Source organism: Flavobacterium sp. JLP, from assembly GCF_015350755.1.
Lineage (GTDB): Bacteria > Bacteroidota > Bacteroidia > Flavobacteriales > Flavobacteriaceae > Flavobacterium.
On record NZ_JADKPS010000008.1, the window covers coordinates 196943 to 223660 of the forward strand.

The window sequence follows — 26718 nt, forward strand, 5'->3', positions numbered from 1 at the left end:
CTTATAAAAATAAATATTTTTATATTTGCAAAACTAATACGCCTTCTCAATTGAGAAGGTTTTTTTATTATCAAATCATGAACCTTAGTCCAGATCAAGTTAGCGGTTACGTTACAAAATTTATCGACATATTAGTTGATTATTCTCCAAAATTAATTTCTGCATTTCTTATTCTTTTTATTGGTTTGTATGCCATAAGACTAATAAACAGATTGATTAGAAAAATAATGGTTAAGAGAAATTTAGATCCGACATTAACCAAATTTCTTGCAGATATTTTATTATGGGCACTTCGAATTTTGTTGTTTGTATCGTTTATTTCTAAACTAGGAATTGAAACTTCGTCATTTGTTGCTATTTTAGGCGCCATGGGACTTGCTGTAGGTTTGTCATTGCAAGGTTCACTCTCTAATTTTGCCGGAGGAATGCTAATTATCGTTTTCAAACCTTTTAAGGTAGGTGATACGATTGAGGCACAAGGTGTTATTGCAACAGTATTAGAAATTCAGATTTTCGTAACTAAAATGCTTACTGCAAATAATCAGACTGTTTTTGTACCCAATGGCGCATTGTCAAACGGTACAATAATTAATTATTCGATGCAGGGAGAAAGAAGAGCCGATTTGACTTTTGCAGTTTCTTATGATTCAGATATCAAAAAAGCAAAAGACATACTTTTAGAGGTTTTAACTAAAAACCCGAAAGTACTTAAAAAGCCAGCGCCAGAAGTTTTTGTAAAGAATTTAACCGCAAGTTCAGTAGAATTTGCAGTGCGTCCTTGGGCTAAAAATGTGAATTATGGAGCTGTTTTTTCTGAGACTTTAGAGAATTGCAAAACAGCCTTAGATGAAGCAGGAATCTCTGTTCAGCCTTTTACGCTTCAAAAATAAATAAGTTTACTTTTTTGAAGTTGTCATCATAAAATCTTTTAAATAATAAGGCTCAAAATAAGCGACATCAACAGTGTCGCTTTTTTGATACTTACTATAACTGATTTTACTCATTGCGTTTGCCGAAGGATATTTTATTTCTTCTAAAAAAACAAAATTATCTTTCGTTAAAACTGCCTTGCACTTGTCGGCACAATCGCCTACAAAATATATTTTTTCTGTAAAGTCCTTAAATGAATTTTCATCTATAACTTCTGCCAGAATTTCTCTTTCAACTTGTAGATCAGCATTAAAAATTTCACTGTAAACTTCCATTCTTCGTGCATCAAGCATCGGAATAATTTTTCCTTCTGAAACATTTGCCTGCGAAGCCAAAGTCTGTAAAGTATCTACAGCAATCAACGGAATATTTAAGGCAAAACACAATCCTTTTGCTGCAGAAACTCCAATTCTTAAACCCGTATAAGAACCCGGGCCTTGACTTACTGCAATTGCAGCTAAATCCTGAACTGAAATTTTAGCTTCTTCAATTACTTCTTCAATAAAAACATGCAGTTTTTCGGCGTGGGAATACCCTTCTTCGGCGATTTCTTTGCAAATAATGGTTTCTCCATTTTTAGCAATAGATACTGAACAGTTTTTCGTAGCCGTTTCGATATTGAGAATAAAAGACAAAATGTTTATTTTTAAAATTGATTATTATTTTTTTGGAGCGTCAGCTTTTTTAAGCTTTACTTTATCCCCAGAATTTAAGTCTTTAGAAACTGTAGTGTAAGGTCCCGTAATCACAACATCACCAGGTTTTAGGCCGTCCATTACTTCAATGTTAGTATCGTCTTGAATACCTGTTTTAATGATTCTGATTTTAGCTTTATCTCCTACTTTTACAAACACACATTCGAATTTTTTATCGCTTTTTGGTGCGGCTTTTTTATCTTCGTTAGGATCTTCTACTTTAAAATCTTTTACTGCAGCTGTATCTGATTTTACAACAACAGAACTAATTGGTACTGCCAAAACATTTGGTTTTGTTTTTGTAATGATATCAACTGTAGCAGTCATTCCTGGTCTAAAAGGAGAATAAGCACTTGACTGACCTTCCAGCAAATCCTGATAGGACTCTTTTAAAATACGCACTTTAACTTTAAAATTAGTAACCTGATCCGATGTTAAAGTAGTACTTGCCGAATTAGAAATACTGGTTACAATACCTTTAAATTTCTTTTTTAAGTACGCGTCTACTTCAACATTTGCTTCGTCTCCAATTTTAATTTTAACGATGTCATTTTCATTTACGTCAACTTCAACCTCCATGTTATTAAGGTTTGCTACACGCATAAGTTCAGTTCCAGCCATCTGCTGTGTACCTAAAACACGCTCTCCTAATTCAACATTTAATAAAGAAATAGTTCCGTCTGCAGGGGCATAAATTAAAGTACGACCTAGATTGTCTTTGGCTTCAGTTACAGATGCTGAGGCACTTTGCACATTATAATAAGAACTTTGTCTTGTAGCTTTAGCAACTTCAAAAGTTGCAATCGATTTATCCCAGTCTGATTTTGAAATAACACCTTTATCATACAAGGTTTTATTACGCTCATAACTTGCTTTTGCTTCTTTGAAATTTGCTTCTGACTGTGATAAACTGGCTTTTGTACCAGACAAATTTGCAACAGATCGATCTAAGCCAGATGTATATAAATCTGGATTTATCTTTACTAATAAATCGCCTTTTTTTACAACTTGGCCTTCTTTGACATTTAATGCAATAATTTCCCCTGAAACCATTGACGAAAGTTTTACCTCAATTTCTGGCTGAATTTTTCCAGTTGCCGAAACAGTTTCGACAATTGTTGAGGCCACAACTTTTGATATTTCTACTTCTTTTCCTTCATCCTTATTTCCTATTACTCCCGATTTTGAAAGACCTACTAAAATTGCAATGATGACTAATGCACCACCTATTAAGAAATAAACTGTTTTTTTTGACATAATAAATTATTTTGTAATAATTGGAACTATTGGAATTCCAAAGTAGAATTCAAGTATTTTTATTTTAAACATGTAATCGTATTTCGTTCTGATAACATCAGACTGCGCATTAGTCAGTAAAGTTTGAGCCTGAGTAAAATCAAATGAATTCATTAACCCAACATCATACTTTTCTTTAGCATAATTATATGCCTGTTGTCTCGCTTCTAAAGTTACAGTCGATGATTCGTAAGTGTTTAATGCTCCTTTTGCATTCGTAAAAGCTGTATAAACGTTACGTTGCAAATCTAAACTTTTTTGCTCTAAATCTATTTTAGATTTTTCTAAACTTACTTTATTGCGTTCTACATTATTTCGCACAGCAAATCCATTAAAAATAGGCACATTTAACTGAAAACCAAAATTATGTCCTTTATTATCACTAAACTGTTGGAAAACAGGATCTGGACCTCCTAAAATTGGATCACCATTAGCATCTACTCCAATTACTTTATCACTATAACTTGCTCTGGTGTTAAACCCATAAAAACCAGAAAGTGTAGGCTGATAAGCACCTTTTGCAATAGCTACATTTTTCTCTGCAATTTCAAGATTAGTCTGAGCAAGCTTTAATTCTGTTCTTGTCTCTTTAGCTTTATTGTAAATCTCAGTTGGAGTTTGAGCCATGATGTTATTTTCATCCTTGGCATTTGTATCATCTACAACATCAAAATCTGCAAATTCTTTTAATTGTAAAAGCTGTGCTAAACTTAATTTTGAGATCAGCAAATTATTTTCCGAAACAGTAATTGCTTGCTGATCTGTTGCAATAGTAGCTTTTAGATCATACAAATCTCCTCTTGGAATTGTTCCTGCATTTACCATTTCTTCAGAACGCTTTAATCGTTTTTCATCAATTGATAATTGTTCTTTTTTAACTTTTAGCTCTTCTTTATAAGATAAAATTTGAAGAAATGCGTTTGCCACATTAAGCGAAATATCTTCTTGCATTTTCAGCAGTTGATATTGCGAAGCTATAATCGAAAGTTTAGCTCTTCGATACGTATTTTGGATTTGCAATCCTTTGTAAATATCAACTCCCGCACTTAATCCTACAGATGAATATTGAGTAGTCTGATTACGCAAAAGACCTGTAGTAACATCCTGATTAAGACCTATATTCCATGAGTGCGAAGCATTTCCGTTTACTGATGGCAGGTAATTCCCAAATGCATCTTTCTTATCGATATCAGCATTTTTTACATCAAGCTCTGACAGTTTAATTGTAATATTGTTTTCCAGTGCATATCGCACAGATTCTTCTAGTGTCCATTGTTTTGTTTGCGCTTGCGCCGATAATCCAAACCCAAAAAGAATGGCAAAAACAAGGCTATTATATTTATTTATTTTCATATATTTTGAATGAAAGCATAGCAAAGATACTACGCAAATTTAACATTTTTTAAACCCAAAAACTCTTTATAGTTTCAAATTATTTTTTCTCTCCTTCGCTGATCAAACCTTGATTCCAGATTTTAATTTTATCTGTGTTTTTAACCCCGCTTTTAACTTGAACGTAGATTCCGTCACTTACTCCAAGCACTACATCTCTTCTTTCAAATTTCTGAGGAGCTGTTTCAACTTCAACATAAGGTTTTTGAGTTTTTTTGTCAAACTGAACTAAAGATTCTTTAATTGCCAAAACTTTATCTGCTTTTTCTAAAATAATAGAAGCGTTTGCACTTAAGCCGGCTCTAATAAAAGTAGCATCTCTGTTCTCTAAAGAAGCTTTTATTTCGAACTGAATTGCACCATTTTCTGTCACTCCTTTTGGAGCGATATAAGTTAAAACTGCCACAAATTTTTTGTTTTCAATTGCTCCAACTGTAATTTCGATAGGCATTTTTTCTTTAATTTTCCCCACCTCAGATTCGTCAATTTTTCCAACAAAAATCATTCTTCCAACATCGGCAACGCTGGCAATTGTAGTTCCTTCATTAAAATTATTACTTTCGATAACTTGATTTCCCACTTTAACCGGAACATCTAAAATCATTCCGTTTACAGTAGAACGAATCAAAGTATTCGCATAACTCCCTAAAGACGAAGTTGTTCCTGTTTTTACGATATCTAAACTCTGTCTTGCTGCTGCATAGTTTTGTTTTGCTTGTGTATAAGCCAATTGCGCCGCATCAAAATCATTTGCAGAAATTACATCTTTATCAAATAAAGTTTTTTGTCTTTTATAAATTTTTTCCTGATTGTCTAATGCAATTTTAGCCGTCTGTACTTGGTTCTGAGTACTGCTTACATTGGATACGTTGGCAACAACTCTAATTTTAGCAATCATGTCGCCTGCTTTAATTTTTTCACCTGCCTTGATATACACTTGTTCAATAATACCTGAAATATTCGGTTTGATTAGGACCTCTTCATCAGGCTGAATGTTACCAGTTGCAATGGTGTTTTTTACGATCGTTTTAATCTCTGCTTTTTCTGTTTTAAAGACGATTGGCGACTCTTGATTTTTCGCATACAAATAGTAAAGTGCGCCAAAGAAAACTAAAGCAATAAAGATTAAAATGGTTACGGTTACTCCTTTTTTCATTTTGTTTTTGGTTTAATCGATTATATTTTGATTGATAATTTATTCTGTTCGCAAAGCATCTACCGGCTTTACATTAATTGCGATCTGCGCCGGAATAAATCCTGCAAGCAAACCTGATCCTACTAATATTAATAACGCAAAAAATACTACTCCTAAATCAACACTTGGGTTTGCAAACATCGTATTGCTTCCGGGGGGCATCGAATCCAGCGCCATATTTAAGAGGGCAATAATTCCCGTTGCAACCGCAATTCCCAACATTCCTGAAATAATAGTTAAAAAGATTGATTCTGATAAAATTTGACTTCGAATGGCTCTTGGAGTTGCGCCTAATGCTCTGCGAATTCCTATTTCTTTAGTACGTTCTTTAACTACAATAAGCATAATATTTGAAATCCCAATGACTCCTGAAATTAAAACCAGCGTTCCTACAAAATAAGCAATGACTTTTAAGATGTTAAACAAACTCTGCACTTTATTAAATTGTTCGTATAAATCGAAATTTCCAACCGCTCTTTCATCCTCCGGATTTATAGAATGAAGCGCTCTGATTAACTCTAAAATTTTTGGTTTCAAGTCAGTTATCGAAGTTTCATCTTTTGCGGTAAGTGCCATCCACCCTACTTTATCACCATAATTAAAAGCCTGCTGAAAAGTGGTAAACGGAACGAATATATTTTTTTGTTCCTGCTCTGCATTTCCGCCTTGCTGTTTAGAATTATAAACTCCAACAACCATAAAATTAATTCCGTTTACTTTTATGTAAGTTCCAATTGCTTCTTCTTCTTTTCCATAAAGTTCACTAATAACTCCTTTTCCAATTACAGCTATTTTTCTTCTTTCTAAAATATCCTGCTGATTGATAAAACGTCCTTTTATGATATCCATTGGCTGCTGTTTAATCAATTCTGGATAATCTCCATAAATCGTAAAAGCAGAAGTTTTTGTACCACGAACCACATTATTTGTTCCGTTAAAATCTCCCAATTGATTTCTTGGCGAAACATATAACAAATCTGGCATCGCCGCTTTTAGAGCTGCTACATCACTGTTTCTAAAATCGTAACGGCGTACTTTTGGCAAACCTTTATATGCTTTAGTGGTTGTCTGGCTCCACATAAACATTGTGTTTGTGGCAATTCCGTCAAAACCTTTTTTAACGCCATTTTCTAATCCATTGCCCGCAGCAAGTAATATTACCAAAATAAAAATACCCCAAAACACACCAAATGCAGTCAGAACCGTTCTGAAAACATTAGCTGTTAAAGCTTGTAAAATCTCATCCCAATTATCTTTCTTAAACATAATTATTCGTCTCTAAGTGCTACAATAGGTTTTATTTTGGCTGCTCTGTAAGCTGGAAAAAACCCAGCCAATGCACCTGCAAATACAAGCAAAACTAGCGTAGTCAAAGCCACACTAAAATCGACTTCTGGGTTTCTGAAATATTCACTTTGAACCATTGGCCCTACAAATTCAAGCAAGAGCAAACTCGCTAATAATCCTGTAAAACCAGCAATTGTCGTAATAAAAATAGATTCATGCAATATCATCGAAATAATAGAAAAAGGTGACGCTCCTAAAGCTTTCCTGATTCCAATTTCTTTTGTTCTCTCTTTTACGATGATTAGCATAATATTACTTACACCAACTACTCCGGCAATAATAGTACAAATTCCAACCCACCAAAAAAACAATCTGATATAAAGATTTAAGTCATAAAATTGTTTTGCTTCTTCCACCGAATTGTAAACACCAATTGCACTGTCATCATCTGGAGCAACAATATTTTTGCTTTTAAGCAGGTCTTTTATCCCTTGAGTAAATTGTTTTGACTGTGCTAAAGCTTGATCATAATCGGTTTTTTTATTCAAAACAAATTGCATCCCGCTTATTTTATCACCAGCTCCGTATGCACGCTGATTAGTGGTAACAGGCATATAAACTCTAGATTCTTCTCTTTCTCCCGAAGGATCTGTAAAAACCCCAATTACTTTAAAATTTATATTATTAACTAAAATCTCTTTTCCTATCGGATCTTGATCTTTAAACAGATCTTGTTTAACCTTCAAACCAATAGCAGCGACTTTTTCATTATTTACCATATCGGTATTATTTATGAAACGTCCATTAATAATAGTCGCATTTTCAAGAGACAAATAATCTGGAGTAATGCCTCGAAACTGATAATTTCCCGATTCTTTTCCATAACTTACAATACCTCCCCAAGTACTTCTGACAGAAGATTTTTTATCTATTTGGTCATTAAACTTTGTAACCGGAAGATCATAATCACTGTTTCTTAATTGAATTTGTCTTCCTGGGTTTAATCCTTTATAGCCTTTAGTAGTTACATTTGACCAAACTTCAATAATTCCTTGAGCATCATTTTCGAATTGTTTTTCAATTCCGTTCTGAAGCCCTTTTCCTGCACCAAGCAAAATCACTAAAATAAAAATACCTGAAGCTACAGATATTCCTGTAAGAAATGTTCTTAGCTTGTTTTTAGAGATTGCTTCGAATATTTCTTGCCAACGCTCAATATTAAACATATGATGAAGCTCTAACTTGTTCTACCATTTTATCATCGATAATTAATCCGTCTTTCAGGACTACATTTCTCTTGCACATTGCGGCAATATCAGGTTCGTGTGTAACGATCAAAATAGTTTTACCTTCATCGTTAATTCCTTGAATAAGTTCCATCACCTCGTAAGAAGTTTTGGTATCTAAAGCTCCCGTTGGCTCATCGGCCAATAAAACCTTTGGGTTTGAAGCTAACGCTCTAGCAATAGCAACACGCTGTTTTTGACCTCCAGAAAGCTCACTTGGCAAATGGTGCGAATGTGTACCTAAACCCACTTTCTCTAAATATCGCATTGCAATTTCGTAACGCTCTTTTCTTTTTACACCTTGATAATATAAAGGCATTGCTACATTATCAAGAGCAGTTTTATAATTGATCAAATTAAAAGATTGAAAAACAAAACCTAAAAATTTATTTCGATATTTGGAAGCTATCGTTTCGTTTAATTTTTTTATAGGAGTTTTGTCTAAAATATAACTACCAGAATCAGCCTCATCTAGAATTCCAAGAATATTAAGAAGCGTAGATTTACCTGATCCTGAAGATCCCATGATAGCAACAAGCTCGCCTTCTTCGATATTAAAATTAATTCCCTTTAACACATGCAACTCTGAACTTCCCATTTTATAGGATTTGTGTAAATCTTTGATTTCGATCATGGTATTGTTAAATTTTAAAACAATAATAACATATTTATTAAGTAATTTATTATAAGAAAACGTTAATAATTTCGTTTTGCTATTTGAATAAGACTCAATTCGTTGTGAAATGTTACACTTTTTTACAATAATATAATTGTTTTCTTAATTTTGCTTTACTTAAAAAAATCTTAATGATGAAGTTTTTTTCAATTCTCTCTTTATTTGCAGTACTTACAGTACTTTCCAGCTGTTCAACATCTCAAAAATTAGAAACCTTAAAACCAGAACCAGACGATGCAAGTCCTTTGGTTTATGATGCAAATCCATCTTTTATCAATTTGCCTATAACAGTAAAATTGAGTGATATTGAAAATCAAACCAATTCACTTTTAAATGGATTAATTTATGAGGATAACAATATTGAAGATGATGACATCGAAATGAAAATCTGGAAACAGGCTCCTATAAAAATTCAAAATGATCCAGCAAATCCCGATAAAAAGATAAAAACAATTTTGCCTCTAAAAGCAACTGTCAAGTATAGAATTGGGACTAAAAAGCTAGGGGTTGAACTTTACGATACACGCGAATTCAATTTGAATGGCGTAATTACTTTATCGAGTGAAGTTGCACTGACGAACTGGAAACTGAATACCAAAACCGAATTCAAATCACTAGATTGGAATGAAAGTCCAACAATGCTTGTTTTTGGAAAAAGTTTACCCATAACCTATTTAGTAAATCCCGCGATTTCTATTTTTAAATCTAAAATTGAAAAAAGTATAGATCAAGCTATTGAAAAATCTATGGATTTTAAACCAAATGTTTTATCTGCTTTAGAAAAAATCTGCACACCTTTTCAGATGAGTGACACTTACGAAAGCTGGCTGCGAATTGTTCCTATTGAGGTTTACTCAACTAACGCAAAACTTAAAAATGATTTGTTTCTATTAGATATGGGCATGAAGTGCAACATGGAAACCATCGTTGGAAAACAGCCCGAATCAAAATTCAGCTCCAGTAAAATTGTTTTAAAACCTGTTGCTAAAATTCCGAATCAAATTTCAGCTAATATTGCGGCTATTTCAACTTATATTGATGCTTCTAAAATTATGACTAAAAATTTTGCTGGCCAGGAATTTGGGTCAGGAAGCAAAAAAGTAACTGTGAAAAATGTTACGATTTGGCATAAAGATGGCAAAATGGTAATTGCACTTGATGTTTTAGGTTCTATAAACGGAACACTTTACTTAAACGGATTTCCACAGTATAATCCTCAAACTAAAGAAATTTATTTTGACAAACTCGATTATGTTTTAGACACCAAAAGCAAATTAATGAGAACGGCGAGCTGGCTGGGCCAAGGCTATATATTAAAAAAGATGGAAGCAAGCTGTCGTTATTCGATACAGCCTAATTTAGAAGAAGGCAAAAAGAGCATGGCTTCTTATCTAAAAAATTATTCGCCGATGCCAGGCGTATTTGTAAATGGCAAAATGGAAGATATTCAGTTTGATAAAATTCAATTAACCAATCAGGCTATTATTGCTTTTATAAAAATAAACGGAACAGTAAATGTTTCTGTTGACGGATTGAAATAGTTGACGAAATAATAAAAACAAATAAAAAAAGCAGTATAAAAATTATACTGCTTTTTTCTTTTTAGATTGGTACATTCTGTAAATAAGAACACCAATTATAGCAACAAGCAAATATGGAATTACCATTAAATACACAATACCATTATTTACTGCTTCGGCTTTTTTAACATTCGAATCACCTGCAAGCGCCGCGCGGCACATTGCGCATTGGGCATGCGAGGAAATTCCCATTAGGAAAACACAAATTCCGAAAAACAATTTTTTAAGTTTAGAATTTGTTATTTTAAAATTTGTTATTTTACTTTTAATGTACATAATAAGGAGAAATCATTAAGTAAACTACAACACCTGTAACCGCAACGTAAAGCCAAAGCGGAAAAGTTATTTTAGCTATTTTTCTATGCCTGTCAAATCTTTCTGCAAGCGCTCTTACATAAGTAATTAATACTAAAGGTATAATTGCGATAGACAATAAAATGTGCGTTATTAAAATAAAGAAATAAATGTAACGTATTGCGCCAATCTTAGCCGTTTCAGCTAAATCAAGGATTCCATCGTGATTTAAATCTCCAAATTTAGTAGAATCAGCTGTCATATGATAAGCAACATACATAACTAAAAAAGCAACTCCTAATGCAATTGCTGAAGTCATTAAACGCTCATGCAGTTTACGTTTTCCATTTTTAATAGCTATTACTGCCCAAACCAAAACGATAGCACAAATTCCATTTATTGTAGCGTAAATTGGAGGCAGAAATGAAAGAGGCTCAACATTAATTCCAAAATCTTTTAATTTAACTCCAAACAAGATTGCTACAACTAGCGGAATTACAATTGAAACAGCTATAATAAACTTGCTGAATTTTTTTTCTAATGAATTATCTTCCATTTTATTCTTCTAATAATATTTTAATATCTTCCTGAATATCTCTAACGCCTTTTTTATCTAAGCCATCATAGTATAAAATAGGGTTTCCAAAATCATCTTTTCTACAACGAATATTTCCATCTTTATCAATCAATGCAAATAGGCCTGAATGCTCAAAACCTCCATTTACTTTTGAATTTTCACCTGCATATAAATTGAATCCTTTGTTTGATAAATCCATAATCGTGGCTTTATCTCCCGTTAAGAAATTCCAATTCGAAGATTTTACACCAAGCAATTTAGCGTGATCTTTTAAAACTTTAGATGTATCATGAGCTGGATCAATGGTAATAGATACAATTCCGAAATTAGGATTACCAAAAAAAGTTTTTTCGATTTCCAACATACTCAAATTCATCTTGGGACAAATTGAAGGACAAGTTGTAAAGAAAAATTCTAAAACATAAACTTTCCCTTTATAAGTTTGATTAGAAATTTTAGCATTATCCTGATTTGTTAATTCGAATTTAGGTGCTGGCCCAATGGTCAATAATTTTGCATCTGACTTTGTCGTTTTCAAACCTACATTATCCAAACGATTTCCTTTAACGACTTCACCATTTTTTATTCTGTCTACAATTTTAGGCACAGCATAAATTCCGAAGATTAAAACAATAAACGAAATTCCGATATAAGATTTATTTTTAAACATATCTATAAAGATTAAAGTTCTTTTGTTGCGTTGTGATTCTTTTTAAGAGCTGCACGATATTCGTATAAAATAATTTTAAAATCATCTAACATGTCGTTGCTCAACTCTGACGGATGAAAAGTGTCATACCCTTCCTTGTATTCGTCTTTATCTTTTCTTCCTCTTAAATTTCTTTCTTTATCTACAATATAAACATTTGATGTTCCTAGATTTTCATCCAGTTTTCCTTTCAAGTGCAATTGATTATAAAATGTTTTGATTTCATCTGGAGAAGCAAAAACAAAATGCCAGCCAGAAACATCTGTAAAAGCACCTAGCGATTCTTCAATTTTTTTTGCATCATTCTCTGTTCCTAACGGACAGATAACTACAAACTGTAAATCTTTAAAACCGTTATAACGCTGATAAATCTTTTCGTTTAGATTAAAAAAATTACCTCTGTTTTTTAAAATTTCAGAACCAGAAAAACCAAGAATTGTAATTTTATCAGTTAAAGTTACTTTTTCGCCTTTAAGAGATTTCCAATTACCTAAATCGGCAATTTTAGGGGTGATCGTTGGAAGTTTAGTAAAACTATTTACTCCAGAAGCAAAAAACAAATACGCTACAATTGGCAGGACAAAAAGTACAAAGAGAACTATATTTTTTTTCATTGTTTATGCGGGAAGTTATTGAGGTACAAAAATAAAAAAATCCCGATAGTTATCGGGACTCTTTTCGAATTAATATCATGTTAAAAATTCCACTTAATGGTAGAATCTTTAAAAACCCCATAAATATAATGTCCTTCTGTCAACAGAATAAACAATAAATATAAAACTAGGAAAATAACTGGTGAAACAACAGACCATCTAAGACTGCTTTTTTCACCTTCCATGTGCATGAATGCCCATACTATATAATAAGCTTTGAAAATTGTTAGGATATAAAAAATCCAGTTCAACAAATTCAAACCTACAAAATGATTACCCTCTAAAAATCCAGGCTTCAAAATACCTAGAATAACTTCTACTGTAGTTACTACTGATAGTAATGCAAAAACAAACCAGATTCTTTTTGTATTTGATACGTGTTCGTGTGACATAATAATTAAAATCTAAAATTAAACTAAGTAGAAAACTGTAAATACAAATACCCAAACTAGATCGACAAAGTGCCAGTATAAACCAACTTTCTCTACCATTTCATAGCTTCTTCTTTTCTCATAAGTACCTAATAATACATTAAAGAAAATAATGATATTAATGATAACTCCAGAAAATACGTGGAATCCGTGGAATCCAGTAATGAAGAAGAAGAAATCAGCAAACAATTTACTTCCGTATTCGTTTCTTGTAAGGTTTGCACCTTCTACTACATATTTTGCAGAACTCAAACGAGATTCAGATTCTGCTCTGCTCAAAAGTTTTTTGCTCTTTTTTCCGTTTTCAACAACAATCTGTTCTGTTCTTATCAACAATTCAGGATGTGCTTTAAAACCTGCTTGAACTTCAGCAACCGAATATGTAGATACTGATTCAGCACTTTCCATAAACCATTTCCCTTTAGCTCTAGTAAGCGCTTCAGGTTGTTCAGGCAATTTTACAGCAAAATCTTCAAGAGCTACTCTTTTACCGTCCTTATCAACAAACTGCAATAAACTTCCTCCTACTGTTTCAACTGCACCATATTCTCCTTTTATGAAGTTTTTCCATTCCCAAGCTTGAGAGCCTACGAAAATAAGACCTCCAATAATAGTTAAGAACATGTAAATAGCAACCTTTGTTTTTTTCAAGTGATGACCTGCATCAACAGCCAAAACCATTGTTACAGATGAGAAAATCAAAATAAAAGTCATCAAGGCTACATAATACATTGGAGCCGAAACGCCATGCATAAATGGGAAGTGAGTAAACACTTCGTCAGCCAAAGGCCAAGTTTCAATAAATTTAAATCTAGAAAAACCATAAGCAGCAAGGAATCCAGAGAATGTCAAGGCATCTGATACGATAAAAAACCACATCATCATTTTACCATAACTTGCTCCTAATGGCTGGATATCTCCGCCTCCCCAAGTTTTTTCGTCGTTATTTGCAGTAGTAACTGTCGCTTCCATAAAAGATATTCGTTAAAAAGTTCCCAAATTTACGTTTTTTTCTTATTTAAAGAAATATAAAAATAAAAATAAATATACCCATAATAAATCCAAAAAGTGCCAATACATCGCACCTAGTTCTATACCAAGAGTTTGAGTCGAATTGTATTTTTGTTTAAAATGATTATAAATTATAATTAAAAGTGAAATTAGCCCGCCAGCCAAGTGTAATAAGTGCGTTACCGTCACAACATACAGAAAAGTTGTAGTAATTGAGCTACCTTGTCCTGTAAAATAATAACCGCTGTCTACAATTTGTCCAAAACCAACAAATTGTAAAACTACAAACAAAATTCCTAAAGCTAATGTACCTAAAAGCAAAGCTGTCGTAGCGCTTCTATTGTCTTTTTGAATCGCTTTTTTTGCTAAATAAAAAGTAATACTGCAACCTATAATAACAGCTGTACTGTAATAAAATGCTGTTGGCAATTCAAAATTCTTCAACCAATCAGCTCTTGATTTACTTACTACAAATGCACTTGTAAGTCCGGCAAACATCATGGTCATACTTACCATTGCGAATAACAAAATCAGTTTTGCTGACTTTGATTTTCTTACTTGTTCTTCGCCTGTTGTCATTGTCATTTCCATAACTATCTTAAAAATTTATCTACTATAAATACTATCTGCAGCAACGAAATATACGAAACGCTAACCAACATTAACGTCCTTGCTGATTTTGCAGTACGCAATTGATACAATTTTACTGCGTAAAACAGCATCCACAATCCTAATAAGAACACTAAAACCGCCGCAATTGGCGAGATAAACAATTGTCCTGTATAGCCTAGAACAGGTAATAACGATGCTATAATAAGCCAAATTGTATATAAAATAATCTGCAGAGCAGTCCCTTTATCTTTTTTTCCTGTTGGAAGCATAAAGATTCCTGCTTTTTCATAATCTTCATATAAAAACCAGCCAATTGCCCAAAAATGAGGGAATTGCCAGAAAAACTGAATTAAAAATAACGTTCCAGCTTCAATACCAAATTCACCTGTCGCCGCAACCCATCCTAACATAAATGGAATTGCACCGGGAAAAGCGCCAACAAAAACAGACAACGAAGTTACTGTTTTTAAAGGTGTATAAATACTTGTATATAAAAATATTGAAATAGCGGCAAACATTGCCGACTTTGCATTGATCGTATAAAGCAAACTAATTCCAATAATAGTCAGTAAACTTGCCACAAACAAAGCCATTTTTGGAGACATACGTCCTGACGGAACAGGGCGGTTTTTAGTTCTGTCCATCAAAGAATCGATGTCTTTTTCTATTACCTGATTGAATGCATTTGAAGCTCCAACCATGCAATATCCACCGATAGACAAAACCACCAAAACACTCCATTTAAAAGGATGTTCATTATTTACACCTAATAAATATCCCGCAATAGAGGAAAACAAAACACTAATAGCTAAACCTGCCTTAGTGATCTCTTTGAAATCTAGAAATATTGATTTAAGTGAAATTGTATTTTTAGTAGCGTTCAAACCTTTTATTGTTTGTATATTTTTTTGAGTGGTGCAAATGTACAAATTAGATTGTAGAATCTAGAACTATAAATTTAGATTTTTTCAATAAAACCTTTACAAAATAAGGACTTGCAAATCTTTAACACAATTATTTCGAAAAATCTTATTAAAAATACTAGTAATCAAAATACCAATTAAAGATATCAGAACGCAATCCGATAGTAAACCAAGTTGTGTTTTGTTTAAAAGTTGTAGCTGTATCTTTTGTGGGATCAAAGTTTCTATAGATAAAACTTCCAAACAATTTCAGGTTTGTCATTGGGTTTATTAAATATCCTCCTTGGATATCAGCAATAAAAACATTTGTTTTATTACCCTGCCCTATTTTTACACCTGAATCATACGGACGATTTTCATCATAACTCTTATAAATATTCCCACCGTAATTATAACTATCTTCTGCTGTATCAAAATCTAAACCTCGCTTGCCGACTGTGAATTTTGCATCTCCAAAATAACGCCCTTTGTGATAACGCCCAATCGCAACAAATTCCTCAAAATTTCCACCCCATTGGTGCCCTATACTTTGATTATTGTGACCGTAATTTGTAATAACAGCGCTATGTGAGTACACGTACGGACGGACATGATTGTATTCTAACTGGAGCAATAAATCTTTTACTTTAAAAGCATTGAAGTATTTAGCCCCTAATTGATATCCATATTTATTTCTCCAGCTATTATTTCCTTCTTTTATATCTCCCAATGAAAATTCATCTAATAAAAATTGAGCATATAAATTAACATTATTATTCCATTTATATTTTGATGTGAATCCAAGAAGAGCATTTCCACTTCTAGACGACGATGCAAATTCTACCGAACGGTAAAAAATAATCGGGTTTACAAAATTGATATCAAAACCTCTATTGTTTGTATCTGTCCAAACAACTGATTCGAAGAAACCTAAATTAAGTTTATTCGAAACATTCCAGCTTAAATAATGATTGGCCATGAATTTTGTCGCGTATGTTTTATCAACCGTAACATCAGGACGAACATCTTTAAGCCACATATAAGTATTTGTATATTTGATTTTCCAGAAAGTAGTATTAATTTTAAAATACGGATACGGGCTTGCTCCATCACTTTCTAGCAATGAACGATATCCATCTCCAATAAAATTCCTGCCATACCCCAGCTGCAGATCAAAGATTTTACTTGGTGCGTAGGTAATATTTGCTTCTGCTAAAGGAAAGTCATAAGAATCTGTTTTGAATCGCTTAGCAATTCCAATTCCAGGAATTATGGCAGGATTTCCTCCTGAAGGCTTTAGCGTTTCAGCATAATCATTATAGTAACCTGCAAATCTTCCCTGACTTTCAAAAATGGTTGTTGTAAAATTTATTTGTTTTCCTAAACCTCCTCTAAAATTCAACGCACGGGTATTTACATAAGTATATGAAGCATCAAGATCAGAAGCTTTGCCCATTTGCAGATCTACAATAGGATTTAGTGCCAGCCAATAATCCTCACCTTGAATCTGAACCAGATTTTCATTCCACCATTTTCTTCCCAACCAAGTCGAAACGTTTTTTTGAAGCGATTCATTTACTGCTTTCAAATTATAATATTTAGAAACCTCAGTATAAGTATACGGTTTTGAAGCCGTGTGATTATTAGCTCCAACTTGGTTCATTGCGCTATCAAATTGTGCATAATAGCTATGAGAAAATGGAATATTCAAATGACTTTCAAATTCAGGATTATTGTACTTTTTATACACAATACTATCTAATTCTGTCATTGGCTTTTCTACTGGACGCAAAATTTCAGCTGCAGCTAAAGCTTCAGAAGCAATTTGATCTGCGCTTTTTAATGGCAAATCAATCGAAATTGTATATTTCGAATAAGTAGGTTTACCGTTATAAGTTGAAGGTTTTATTTTAGGAAATTTACCAAAAACACGTTTTGCTTCTTCAGATAATTCATCATTTGCTGCATTTATATAAATCACTTTAAAAACACCTTCTGCATCAACTTCAAAAAGCACTTTTACCTCGCCTTTATAATTAGTTTGTTTTAAATTTTCTGGAACTTCAAAATTTTGGAACACAAAATCCTGCACTTCTTTATAAAAACAATTTTCGAGTTTTTTAGATTCTAAATTTTCACAATTAGGAAAAACAGGAAATTGCTCCGTTGTAAATCCAGGTTTAACAGAGGAATTATTTTCTTGGCAAAAGGCGGATAAAGAGGCGAATATCAAAACAAAAGATAAAGCACTTTTATTTAAGCAGATTTTGGTTTTCATTTAATATTGATTTGTAGTGTTCTGTCCATTAGCAATTAATTTTGCTGCTGAAGTTCCGATACGTTTAACTCCTAAACGAATCATTTCTATTGCATCATCATATGAACGTACACCGCCCGCTGCTTTAACTGGCAAAGGAGATGCATTTTCTAACATCATAATAATTGCTGGAATTGTTGCTCCGTTTGGCAAATCATTTTCAGTTTTAAAAAAACCTGTTGATGATTTTACAAAAACCAAAGCATAATCTTCTTCCTTAAAATTTGTAATAACAACATTTTTTATCAAAGCCGAAAGCTGAATAATTTCTTTATCCGTTAAAGCCGCAACTTCTATAATCCATTTTACTGTTTTGTTATTGGCTAATCCTATTTGAGTTCCAATTAAGATTTCTTTTTTTACTAAAGCAATGTCACCATTTTTGAAGGCTTCATAGTTACAAACAAAATCCAAGTCATCAGCTCCATTTTCAATAGCCTCATTTGCTTCTTTTATCTTAGTTTCCAAATCTGAGTTCCCTTCTGGAAAATCTATAACTGTACCAACAAGCAAAGTCGAATTGGCTTTTAAAATCATTTCTTTAGCCAAACTCACCTTTTCTGGGCGAATCATAATTAGCTTAAAACCTTCTATAATTGCTTCGGCAATAGTATTTTTAACCACAATATTATTTTCTTCCTCTGAAAGTCCAGCTTGAGAGGCAGTTTTTAAATAAGTCGAATCTAAATATTGCTTAACATTCATGATTATACTATTACATTGAATGGCACAAAAATACATTTTAAATTGAAAAAAAGTGCTCTTTGCAAAGCTTCATTTTATTCCAATAAAAAACCCACCGAAGTGGGTAATTATATTCTTATATTTTGTCAATTTGCTTTTTAAAAGCTATTGCTGTAAAAACACCAATTAAAGCTCCAAGTGCATTTGCTAAAACATCAGTCACATCAGCTGCTCTCGTGATTGTAAAAACACCTTGCAGTATTTCGATTGTAATTCCGAAAAAAACAGAAAATATAAACGAAATAAAATAGGCTTTAAAATCATCCGGTGCTTTTCCTTTAAGCTCCTTTTTGAAGAACAAAATCCAAGAAATTGTAAATCCAAAATGAAAACAAAAATGTACAATTTTATCTATACTTGGGAAATTTACGGCAGGAATATTACTTGCATCTGTCAAACAAAAATAAGTGATTATACCTGAGCATAAAATTGCCCAAATTAACAGCAGTTGTTTAGGCACCAATAAGTTCTTTATAAGCTTCGTCAGATAGTAAAGTATCTATTTCTGATGCATCAGCAATTTTTATTTTAATCATCCATCCAGCTCCGTAAGGATCAGAGTTTACTGTTTCTGGAGCACTTTCTAGGCTTTCATTAAAAGCAATAATTTCTCCTGTTAAAGGCAAAAATAAATCCGAAACAGTTTTTACAGCTTCAACGGTTCCAAAAACCTCATCTTTATCAAGTGTTTGATCTAAAGTTTCTACTTCAACATACACGATATCTCCTAATTCTTTTTGTGCAAAATGAGTAATTCCTACAGTTGCAACATCTCCTTCGATGCTAACCCATTCGTGATCTTTTGTGTACTTTAAATTTGCTGGTATGCTCATAATAGTATGTTTGAAATTGATAATTGAATTTTTAAGCCACAAATGTAACAATCTTCTAATGAAATCTAGTTTAGAAACTAAAAATTAATTTCCAAAATTATATCGAAGCGTGAATCCTGATCTAATATTTGTTAACGGAAACGACGTTGAAATTACTGCTTTTGAAAATGAATGATCGTAATAGAATATAGCAGTCAAGTTTTTGCTGAATGCATAATCTGCTGTCAGTTTTAATGACCAAATATTTTGACCTGCTGCCAATTGATTGTTGTCATAATCTAAATAGCGCACTAATGTTTCATTATTTCTAAAAGAAAAATCAGCTTTTATATTGATGTCACTTTTGATAATTCCTGTTGGATTATCTGCTAATCTAGAAGAGAAAATAACATCTTTAAAACGATATCCCATACCAACAACATATTCAATTCCCTTAACTTCTGTCAACAAATTATTATCAAAACTCATTGATAATGCTCTGTCTTTTTTGATTTCAGTAAGCAGACGCAATGAACTCTTCAACTCAAAATCTACTCGGATAAGCGGGCTAAACTGCTCAACCAAATTGACATTAGACATAATTGTTTTGTTGTAAAAATTGGTATTTATATCTTGTCCGCCTGGGTTTTCATTATAATCAAAATTTGACCTAAACTGATTTATAGTATAAGATGCTCTGTAATTATGCTGTAATGAAAAACGTTTAAACTTATCTTTAAAATATTTGTAGCGCATCAAACCGTTGTATTTTATACTCCAGTTTGGAATTGGGAAACTTCTAAAAATATCTGTTGAACTGCTTGATGCATTTCCTCCAGAATATGCTGCCAAAAATGATGGCAATAAAACCGCCTGATTGCTTTTTGTAAAACCAATAGGATATCCTTGATTGGCAGTATACAAAGCATAATTAGCATCTGTTTCTGCAGGAATAGGATTATTGGCATCCCCATATCTCGGAATCACACTGCCTGAGCCATAACGTTCCTCAGCCAAACGATTTGCAATAACTAAACGATTATTTCTAAAATCGTCAAAAGCGGCAGATTGTGTTTCATTACTAGTTGCAAAAGAAGTTTTTATCAATACTGTTGAAATAGAAAACATTCCATAAGTATAAGGTGACAAAGGCATATATTCTCCATTAACAACACTATATTGCTCAGATGAATTTTCAGAATACGCGCGATCCATTGTTAAATCAATTTTTAAATCTGGCAATAAGTCTATATTAGCTGTTACTTTTAAAAGCTTATTGGTTACCTGAGTAAAATTTTGATTGAAATTATCATAATTCGTTAACCAGCCATTTTTTGCTGCTTCGTAACGAACATCATCTTGACTTCCAAAAACAAATCCTAATGATGGTTTTGAAGTTCCTAAGAAACCAACGCTTGGTGTATAACCTGGTAAAACAGTTCCGCTATTTTTAGTATAATTAACCTGAATATTTTTCACACTTGTCAAAATTCCAATCATACTATCATAAAAAGGACTACTGCTGGCAACCGGTTTGGCTGTATTAACAATTTTCTCACCTGGTTTCGGAGGTGCTGCTGGTTTTGCTTTTGCTGCTTTAGCGCCTGGAGTCAAACCTAAATATTTGTACAACATATTCATATTAAATGTTGTTGTCAAGGTATTTGAATTTGCGTTTTGAATCGTATTTCCTAAATTATATGAAGTCCCGTCCTCATCAACAAATTCAGATAACGCAGTCGAAGATCTTTGCCAGCTGTAATCTGCCGTATACGAATAACTCGCTTTTACAAAACTTAAAACTGGAATTTTATTGATTGGCAGATCCCAATTCACAATAAACTGCTGCAAGTGCTGATTTGGTGTTCCTATGTCAAAATAATTATCCCAAATATTAAAATCTTCTTTAGGCGTATTATCTTCATTCAAATAATTTTTTACAATATTATTTGATGCTGCAGTATAATTTATTTTTACAGATTTTGTCAAATTATAACCAAATCCGTATTGATAATTAAACGCAAAATTTCTTCTGTAAAGAGGATCAAGACCAATTCCCTCAACCTCAACTTGTCTGTATTGCTGGCGGTTGCTTTGTCTTAAAATATTAGTATTAAAAGTAATATTAGAAGGCAAATAATTAAAATTAAAATCACTTAACAGCTTCCAATAATCACTTTTCTTCATGAATTTGGTCTGTTTGAAAGGAACAACTTCTTTAGGCTGAAAAGTGTATGCATAATTCACAGCCGAATTCGACTGCTGATCCTGATAATCCTCTACTTCATAATCATGACGATCTACTTGGTTGTAGGACTGCGAGAATGTAAAGTTTTCGACATCATAAACGTGTGGTTTTTGTTCTGGTGCTCTATCTTTTCTAACTCCTATAAGATTAACACTTGTACGTTTTGTATAATCTACAGCACGAGTCCTGATATTATCTTTTTCCGCTTCATCAGTGGTTTCTCTAAGCAACTGATCTAATTTTATATCTTGATTAAAAGGATCGTATTCTGGTGTAATTACCTCTTCACCAATTGCATAATTAAATGGCAAATTAATTCCCCATTTGCGTGGCAATAATTTTCCTAAATTTAAATTCGTTACAATATTATATTGCTGAATATCTTCACGGTCTCTTTCGTTTGCTCCTTGTTCTAAAGATCCAAAACCAATTGTACTTTTTTTACCCGTTGCAGAAACAGTTGCAAAATCGGCCATATTGGTATCAACATTTAATAATGCCGCCATTCCGCCTTTATTATCTAAATCAGACATACGAAGCTCGTTAAACCAAACTTCTCCTTTAATATCTTTATGATCTGCCCTGCTCTTTACTCCGACCATTAAATTTCGAACCAAACCAAAATTTGGATTTCCTTTTATACCTAATCTTAATTTACTGTCACCGTCTCCACCATTTAAACTTAAATCGTCATCAGGATAATATACGCCATTAATATCTCGCTTATCTGAATTGATGTCAATACTCATTGCCTTAATTTTCATTTTGGTCAATAACTCAAGTGCCAAATCGATATTATTATCATCCAGCCAAACCTGATCAGGACTTATAGTACAAGATCCGCCGGCACCGGTAACTTTTAACGGAATTTCGACTTGATAATAGTTTTGTGTGAAGTCATTACCAAAACGAATAAAACCAACCATTTCATCATCTAACAAAGTGCTTTCGTTTGGAAGAGATTCTGCGTGCAAAAACATTTTAAGTTTCTTGTATTGACGCATATCAACACTTACATTTTTAAATACTGCTCTAGAATCTTGGTACTGCAATCCAGCTCCTCCAACGCGAACTGCTAAAGATTGCTCATTTTGATTGATAATTGTATTATTATTGTACAATTGCTCTCGCTGCACTCCAGGAGGAATCACATAATTTACCGGGCATTTTGTACTGTTTTCTTGAATATTAACTGCAGCAACATCAAATTCAACTCCGTCATCATCTGGATTTGTATCATTAGCATCAAGAGTACCTGTATATCTTCTCCATTCTCCTCTTACTAAATCTAAAGCTCCAAAACGAACCGTCATTTGATCATTAAAACCAGTCATAAACATACGCATGAAACGGATTGATCTAAAATCAGTAATATTCCCGATTGTATTTTGTGGCTGTGAAACAGGAATTTTAAACTGAATCCATCTTGCAGTTGTTGTCCCGCCGTTTGGCAATTCAACATTGCTAACTTCACGAATATCAGTAATATAATTTTGTCCAACCTGCATTCCAGGTCTAACATCAACACTATATTCATAATATGCGTTAATCGTATTCATTGTATTGTCACGATTAATATCTTCAACGTCAGGCAAAGTTGTTGCCCCTCTATTCGGATCATCAACACTTACGGCTGAGTTCCCTTCAACACCATTATATTGCTTGTAGCGGTCTAAAACTCCTCCATCTGTATTCAAATAATACTTATAATCATCAGCTGCTGGATCTGCTTCTCCTGCGTAATTGGTATAGATAGAACCCTCTCTTGCGCTTGGCAAACCGTCAAGACCAACATCTTGGCTTTTACGATTGTCTGTATTGGTATCAAATGCATAAATTAAAGATTGAGATGCCGGAACATCTCCCCAAAGCGGTTGTGGGTTTACCAATACCTGATCTGGACCTAAACCATTTTCATATTGTTTTCTTCCGTCTTTTAATACGTCTTCAGAAATCTCACCTAAATTGAAGTAAATTTTACCTGTGTTATTCGTTGATGCTTCTCCATTTCCAACGTAAGGATCAAGTACCCAAAACTGAATATACTCTACATTTCCTTGTTCAAAATTAGTAGAGTTTAGAGAACGCATAATTCCTCCAAAATTGGAAGTAGCTGGACTTGTACTAAAACTTGGATTGTTATTATAAGGCCCTCTATCAGCCGGGAAATAAGTCAAATCAAGCGTATTAATGACTTGAATTTGGCCTTGAGCAATATCTGTATTTGGATAAAGTTCTTTACTGTAAACCCTTCTTGTTGTATTTAATGACAGATCATCATTTGAAATACCGGAAGGTTTTGAAGAGTAAAAAATTGGATCAATCGTATACCATGCCAATTTTGCACGTTTATAGCCGTACTCTAAAGTATTGGAGTTGGCATTAAAAGTATTGTCATTTATTGAATTCAAAAATGGTGTAGAGGCTAAACTCCAAGCATAAGCTGATCGCATATCGATTGTAGATTGTGAGCCTTCGAAATCATCAACATAAATAGTAGCTTCGCCCTCAAAATCGCTTGCTTTTGGCGCATCTGGTTTTAAGAATGCAATTTCTCCGCGTACCGAAAGATTTGATGGAACATCAGTATCAATATTCGGAAGTTTATTTACTAATCTCGTAAAGAAAGGAACCTCTGTTGCGTAATTTCCATTAAAACCAAAAATCGTGTTGTTTACAGATTCTTGTCCGTAACTTGATTTTTGTGTAAAAGGTCTTTCGGTCATTTTTAAATATGTACCGCCAATAACAAATTTTTCTGAAATTTTATGTTCAATATTAAAACCCATGAATCTTCGAGTCTGTTGCCCGAAAATAGAATTGTTTTCTAAAGAAACTTCAATTGGCGTATTCGAAGCCTGAAGCGAAGGATCTAAAATCTGCACACGGCCCAACTGATAATCGACACTGTAATCTATTCCTTCAACTAAAACCCGACCTGCCGCAGTTACCACAACAGAACCTTGCGGTACATTAAATGCTCCGATAGGAATACCATTATTTCCTGAAGATTTGTATTTTCCTCTCAATAAAAATTTATTTTTATCACTGTCCTGCAAAGCTCCAGATTGAGTATTTCTATACATGTTTCTAAATACGTATTTCTGCTGGTTTGCATTATAAGTATTTGGATCATTATACGTTTCTCCAGAACCTGAATTTTGTAATTTTTTAAACAATAATTCCCCAAAAGGTTCTTTAGTTGTAAAAATGATACGCCCGTTTTGTACATCAACCGTTATACCTGGAAGGTAATCAAAGAAACCATCTCCGCCTGTCTGTGGATCGTTGTTGTAGTTTAATCGGTCTAAGTTGAATACATTTAATAATGGAGTTTGATCTACTTTATTATCTGCTGTAGGATTGGCCGGAAATGTCGTTCCTGAAACTGGCGTAATATAATTTATAGGCGAAGGATCTGTATAAAGAATATTTAATCTAAAATCGTCTTGTTTAATTTGATAAGCTTGTGGAATTTGATACACGTTTTTCATCATCAAATTCCAAACTGGATTTTGTACGTTGGTCAAATTGCTTTTAAGCATTTTCAAGATCAAACTCTGAGAAATAATCGCCTGATTTGCATTATTGTTTCCCGTAACAACTGTAGCGTCAACTCCATCACTACCAAATTCTCCTACTTGGTAAACCTGACCTCCAACAGTGTATTCAAAAGCAACGGCTAAAATTTCATCATTTGCCAAACGCTGCTGTAAAGAAATATATCCTAATTGTGAATTAAAAGTATATTCGTTCGAAGTTAATTTTCGTGCATTTTCTAAAACTGAATAATCTGTTCCTTCACTTACATTCGTATTATTAAAACCTGATTTAGCAGTTACAATTTCTCTAATATTCGAATTTAAATACGAACCCGCCTGTCCAATTGCAGCAGGATTGTATTTATTATTATCGTTATCTGTTGGAGAATCTGGAGCATTATTAAAGAAACCAGCTGAAGAACTGATAACCACAACTTCATTATCTGGAACTCCTGTAATCTGTCCCTCACCTAAATCTTGAAGGGCAATAATATTTCGCAAGTTATTGCTTGTTGTGCTAACTCTGTTTTGTTTGTTGGTTACCCAAACTTCTAATCTTGTTATCTGTACACGGCTATCAATAAATGGATAGTTTTTTAAAGAAGCATCATATTTATTTCTAAAATACTGAGATAAGAAGAAGTGTCTGTCATTGTCATAGTCTAAAGCATACAAATCAAAATTTTGAACTGTTCCGCCACCTTCTGCAACTATACTCTTTGTTTGAGATTTTTGTTCCGAAAAAACACCGGTTACAGTAGTTTTGCCAAATTGAAGTTTTGTCTTAACTCCAAATAAACTTTGTGCTCCACGAATAAGAGTACTGTTTAAAGGCATGCTTACATTACCAACTTCTACGTTTTGAACAATATCATCTTCTGAAGGCGTATAGGCAAGTTTGAATAAGTTTTGAAAAGCAAATGTAGACTGAGTGTCATAATTAGCATTTACCGCTAATCGAGTACCTACTTTACCCATTAAACTCATACTGATTCGCTGATCAAAGTCAAATGTAAGGCTTGATCTGTTTCGAGGTGAGAATGAAGGATTATCTTGTTTAGTATAACGAACACCTAGATCCATTTCAACTGATCCTGTAGGCTTTACATCGATAGTATTACTTCCAAAGATACTTTCAAAAAGGCTTGAATTGACATAATATCGAGGGAGCAGATCTTTTTTTGCAGCTTCACTTCCTGTCTTTTTACCGTCAATAGCATCAGATTTTTTTCTAAAATAATCTCTTCTAGATTCCTTCAAAACTAAATCTTCGTACTCTCTGGGAGTTAAAACAAGAGGATAATTGATATTGAAGCCATCAACTGAATTGGTATAAATATAACGGTCTGTAACCGGATCATATTTATAACCTGAAAGTACGCTTGGTGGATCTTTCAACTCTACTTTTCCTGTAGAAAATTGAGTTTTAGTTGTATCTTGAACTGCTGGATTTACTTGCGATCGCAAAACATTACCGCAAAATAAAACCAGTAAAAAAATACAAATTTTACGCATACAATTCGTTTATG

The 26718-nt window shown here is 33.2% G+C and carries 22 protein-coding genes; 2 read left to right on the forward strand and 20 right to left on the reverse strand.

The window, feature by feature from the left end; all coding sequences use genetic code 11:
- The first annotated feature begins 77 nt into the window (after positions 1-77).
- Complete coding sequence (locus IRZ83_RS17910) at positions 78-890, forward strand: mechanosensitive ion channel family protein (RefSeq protein ID WP_029273171.1); 813 nt, start codon at positions 78-80, stop codon at positions 888-890.
- 6 nt (positions 891-896) lie between these two features.
- On the opposite strand, the gene tsaB is transcribed toward IRZ83_RS17910, so the two are convergent.
- The 7 genes from tsaB to IRZ83_RS17945 form a co-directional block, all read right to left on the reverse strand.
- Entirely contained in the window at positions 897-1565 is a 669-nt protein-coding gene (gene tsaB / locus IRZ83_RS17915; protein ID WP_029273170.1) for a tRNA (adenosine(37)-N6)-threonylcarbamoyltransferase complex dimerization subunit type 1 TsaB, read from the reverse strand.
- 24 nt (positions 1566-1589) lie between these two features.
- Positions 1590-2882 (reverse strand): efflux RND transporter periplasmic adaptor subunit, encoded by a 1293-nt coding sequence (locus tag IRZ83_RS17920; protein WP_029273169.1) that lies wholly within the window; start codon positions 2880-2882, stop codon positions 1590-1592.
- A 6-nt stretch (positions 2883-2888) separates the two neighbouring features.
- Entirely contained in the window at positions 2889-4274 is a 1386-nt protein-coding gene (locus IRZ83_RS17925; RefSeq protein WP_029273167.1) for a TolC family protein, read from the reverse strand.
- Positions 4275-4353: 79 nt separating this feature from the next.
- Positions 4354-5469: an efflux RND transporter periplasmic adaptor subunit gene (locus IRZ83_RS17930; RefSeq protein ID WP_029273166.1), complete on the reverse strand. Its 1116-nt coding sequence runs from the start codon at positions 5467-5469 to the stop codon at positions 4354-4356.
- A gap of 39 nt (positions 5470-5508) precedes the next feature.
- Positions 5509-6774: an ABC transporter permease gene (locus tag IRZ83_RS17935; RefSeq protein WP_194570562.1), complete on the reverse strand. Its 1266-nt coding sequence runs from the start codon at positions 6772-6774 to the stop codon at positions 5509-5511.
- A 2-nt stretch (positions 6775-6776) separates the two neighbouring features.
- Complete coding sequence (locus IRZ83_RS17940) at positions 6777-8021, reverse strand: ABC transporter permease (protein ID WP_029273164.1); 1245 nt, start codon at positions 8019-8021, stop codon at positions 6777-6779.
- On the reverse strand, positions 8014-8715 hold the full coding sequence (locus IRZ83_RS17945) for an ABC transporter ATP-binding protein (RefSeq protein ID WP_029273163.1): 702 nt from the start codon (positions 8713-8715) through the stop codon (positions 8014-8016). The genes IRZ83_RS17940 and IRZ83_RS17945 overlap by 8 nt, the downstream gene beginning before the upstream one ends.
- Positions 8716-8891: 176 nt before the next feature.
- Here IRZ83_RS17945 and IRZ83_RS17950 point away from each other — a divergent pair, with 176 nt between their 5' ends.
- Positions 8892-10298 (forward strand): DUF4403 family protein, encoded by a 1407-nt coding sequence (locus tag IRZ83_RS17950; protein WP_029273162.1) that lies wholly within the window; start codon positions 8892-8894, stop codon positions 10296-10298.
- A gap of 42 nt (positions 10299-10340) precedes the next feature.
- Here the strand turns inward: IRZ83_RS17950 and IRZ83_RS17955 are convergent, their stop codons facing one another.
- From IRZ83_RS17955 to sprA, 13 genes are all read right to left on the reverse strand, one after another.
- A complete protein-coding gene (locus IRZ83_RS17955) occupies positions 10341-10613 on the reverse strand; it encodes a hypothetical protein (protein ID WP_194570563.1) in 273 nt (90 codons plus the stop codon).
- Positions 10603-11187 carry a DUF420 domain-containing protein gene (locus IRZ83_RS17960; protein ID WP_029273159.1) on the reverse strand — a complete coding sequence of 195 codons (585 nt, stop codon included), beginning with the start codon at positions 11185-11187 and terminating at the stop codon, positions 10603-10605. The genes IRZ83_RS17955 and IRZ83_RS17960 overlap by 11 nt, the downstream gene beginning before the upstream one ends.
- A gap of 1 nt (position 11188) precedes the next feature.
- Positions 11189-11878, reverse strand: coding sequence for an SCO family protein (locus IRZ83_RS17965; RefSeq protein WP_029273158.1), 690 nt, complete (start codon positions 11876-11878; stop codon positions 11189-11191).
- An 11-nt stretch (positions 11879-11889) separates the two neighbouring features.
- Complete coding sequence (locus IRZ83_RS17970; protein ID WP_029273156.1) at positions 11890-12531, reverse strand: hypothetical protein; 642 nt, start codon at positions 12529-12531, stop codon at positions 11890-11892.
- An 80-nt stretch (positions 12532-12611) separates the two neighbouring features.
- Positions 12612-12962, reverse strand: coding sequence for a cytochrome C oxidase subunit IV family protein (locus tag IRZ83_RS17975; RefSeq protein ID WP_029273155.1), 351 nt, complete (start codon positions 12960-12962; stop codon positions 12612-12614).
- Between the two features lie 18 nt (positions 12963-12980).
- Positions 12981-13973 carry a cytochrome c oxidase subunit 3 gene (locus IRZ83_RS17980; RefSeq protein WP_029273154.1) on the reverse strand — a complete coding sequence of 331 codons (993 nt, stop codon included), beginning with the start codon at positions 13971-13973 and terminating at the stop codon, positions 12981-12983.
- Between the two features lie 42 nt (positions 13974-14015).
- Entirely contained in the window at positions 14016-14603 is a 588-nt protein-coding gene (locus IRZ83_RS17985) for a heme-copper oxidase subunit III (RefSeq protein ID WP_029273153.1), read from the reverse strand.
- A gap of 2 nt (positions 14604-14605) precedes the next feature.
- Complete coding sequence (cyoE, locus tag IRZ83_RS17990) at positions 14606-15508, reverse strand: heme o synthase (protein WP_029273152.1); 903 nt, start codon at positions 15506-15508, stop codon at positions 14606-14608.
- Positions 15509-15665: 157 nt separating this feature from the next.
- Positions 15666-17804 (reverse strand): energy transducer TonB, encoded by a 2139-nt coding sequence (locus IRZ83_RS17995; RefSeq protein ID WP_194570564.1) that lies wholly within the window; start codon positions 17802-17804, stop codon positions 15666-15668.
- Entirely contained in the window at positions 17805-18548 is a 744-nt protein-coding gene (gene deoC, locus IRZ83_RS18000) for a deoxyribose-phosphate aldolase (RefSeq protein ID WP_194570565.1), read from the reverse strand. It abuts the gene before it with no gap.
- Positions 18549-18663: 115 nt separating this feature from the next.
- Positions 18664-19047 (reverse strand): VanZ family protein, encoded by a 384-nt coding sequence (locus IRZ83_RS18005; protein WP_029273149.1) that lies wholly within the window; start codon positions 19045-19047, stop codon positions 18664-18666.
- A complete protein-coding gene (gene gcvH / locus IRZ83_RS18010; RefSeq protein ID WP_029273148.1) occupies positions 19040-19420 on the reverse strand; it encodes a glycine cleavage system protein GcvH in 381 nt (126 codons plus the stop codon). The genes IRZ83_RS18005 and gcvH overlap by 8 nt, the downstream gene beginning before the upstream one ends.
- Before the next feature lie 84 nt (positions 19421-19504).
- Positions 19505-26704 carry a cell surface protein SprA gene (gene sprA / locus IRZ83_RS18015; RefSeq protein ID WP_194570566.1) on the reverse strand — a complete coding sequence of 2400 codons (7200 nt, stop codon included), beginning with the start codon at positions 26702-26704 and terminating at the stop codon, positions 19505-19507.
- Positions 26705-26718 lie beyond the last annotated feature (14 nt).

Coding starts and splice junctions, on each gene's coding strand:
- IRZ83_RS17910 (WP_029273171.1), top strand. CDS start 78: ATGAACCTTAGTCCAGATCAAGTTAGCGGTTACGTTACAAAATTTATC.
- IRZ83_RS17920 (WP_029273169.1), bottom strand. CDS start 2,882: ATGTCAAAAAAAACAGTTTATTTCTTAATAGGTGGTGCATTAGTCATC.
- IRZ83_RS17925 (WP_029273167.1), bottom strand. CDS start 4,274: ATGAAAATAAATAAATATAATAGCCTTGTTTTTGCCATTCTTTTTGGG.
- IRZ83_RS17930 (WP_029273166.1), bottom strand. CDS start 5,469: ATGAAAAAAGGAGTAACCGTAACCATTTTAATCTTTATTGCTTTAGTT.
- IRZ83_RS17935 (WP_194570562.1), bottom strand. CDS start 6,774: ATGTTTAAGAAAGATAATTGGGATGAGATTTTACAAGCTTTAACAGCT.
- IRZ83_RS17940 (WP_029273164.1), bottom strand. CDS start 8,021: ATGTTTAATATTGAGCGTTGGCAAGAAATATTCGAAGCAATCTCTAAA.
- IRZ83_RS17945 (WP_029273163.1), bottom strand. CDS start 8,715: ATGATCGAAATCAAAGATTTACACAAATCCTATAAAATGGGAAGTTCA.
- IRZ83_RS17950 (WP_029273162.1), top strand. CDS start 8,892: ATGAAGTTTTTTTCAATTCTCTCTTTATTTGCAGTACTTACAGTACTT.
- IRZ83_RS17955 (WP_194570563.1), bottom strand. CDS start 10,613: ATGTACATTAAAAGTAAAATAACAAATTTTAAAATAACAAATTCTAAA.
- IRZ83_RS17960 (WP_029273159.1), bottom strand. CDS start 11,187: ATGGAAGATAATTCATTAGAAAAAAAATTCAGCAAGTTTATTATAGCT.
- IRZ83_RS17965 (WP_029273158.1), bottom strand. CDS start 11,878: ATGTTTAAAAATAAATCTTATATCGGAATTTCGTTTATTGTTTTAATC.
- IRZ83_RS17970 (WP_029273156.1), bottom strand. CDS start 12,531: ATGAAAAAAAATATAGTTCTCTTTGTACTTTTTGTCCTGCCAATTGTA.
- IRZ83_RS17975 (WP_029273155.1), bottom strand. CDS start 12,962: ATGTCACACGAACACGTATCAAATACAAAAAGAATCTGGTTTGTTTTT.
- IRZ83_RS17980 (WP_029273154.1), bottom strand. CDS start 13,973: ATGGAAGCGACAGTTACTACTGCAAATAACGACGAAAAAACTTGGGGA.
- IRZ83_RS17985 (WP_029273153.1), bottom strand. CDS start 14,603: ATGGAAATGACAATGACAACAGGCGAAGAACAAGTAAGAAAATCAAAG.
- IRZ83_RS17995 (WP_194570564.1), bottom strand. CDS start 17,804: ATGAAAACCAAAATCTGCTTAAATAAAAGTGCTTTATCTTTTGTTTTG.
- deoC (WP_194570565.1), bottom strand. CDS start 18,548: ATGAATGTTAAGCAATATTTAGATTCGACTTATTTAAAAACTGCCTCT.
- gcvH (WP_029273148.1), bottom strand. CDS start 19,420: ATGAGCATACCAGCAAATTTAAAGTACACAAAAGATCACGAATGGGTT.
- sprA (WP_194570566.1), bottom strand. CDS start 26,704: ATGCGTAAAATTTGTATTTTTTTACTGGTTTTATTTTGCGGTAATGTT.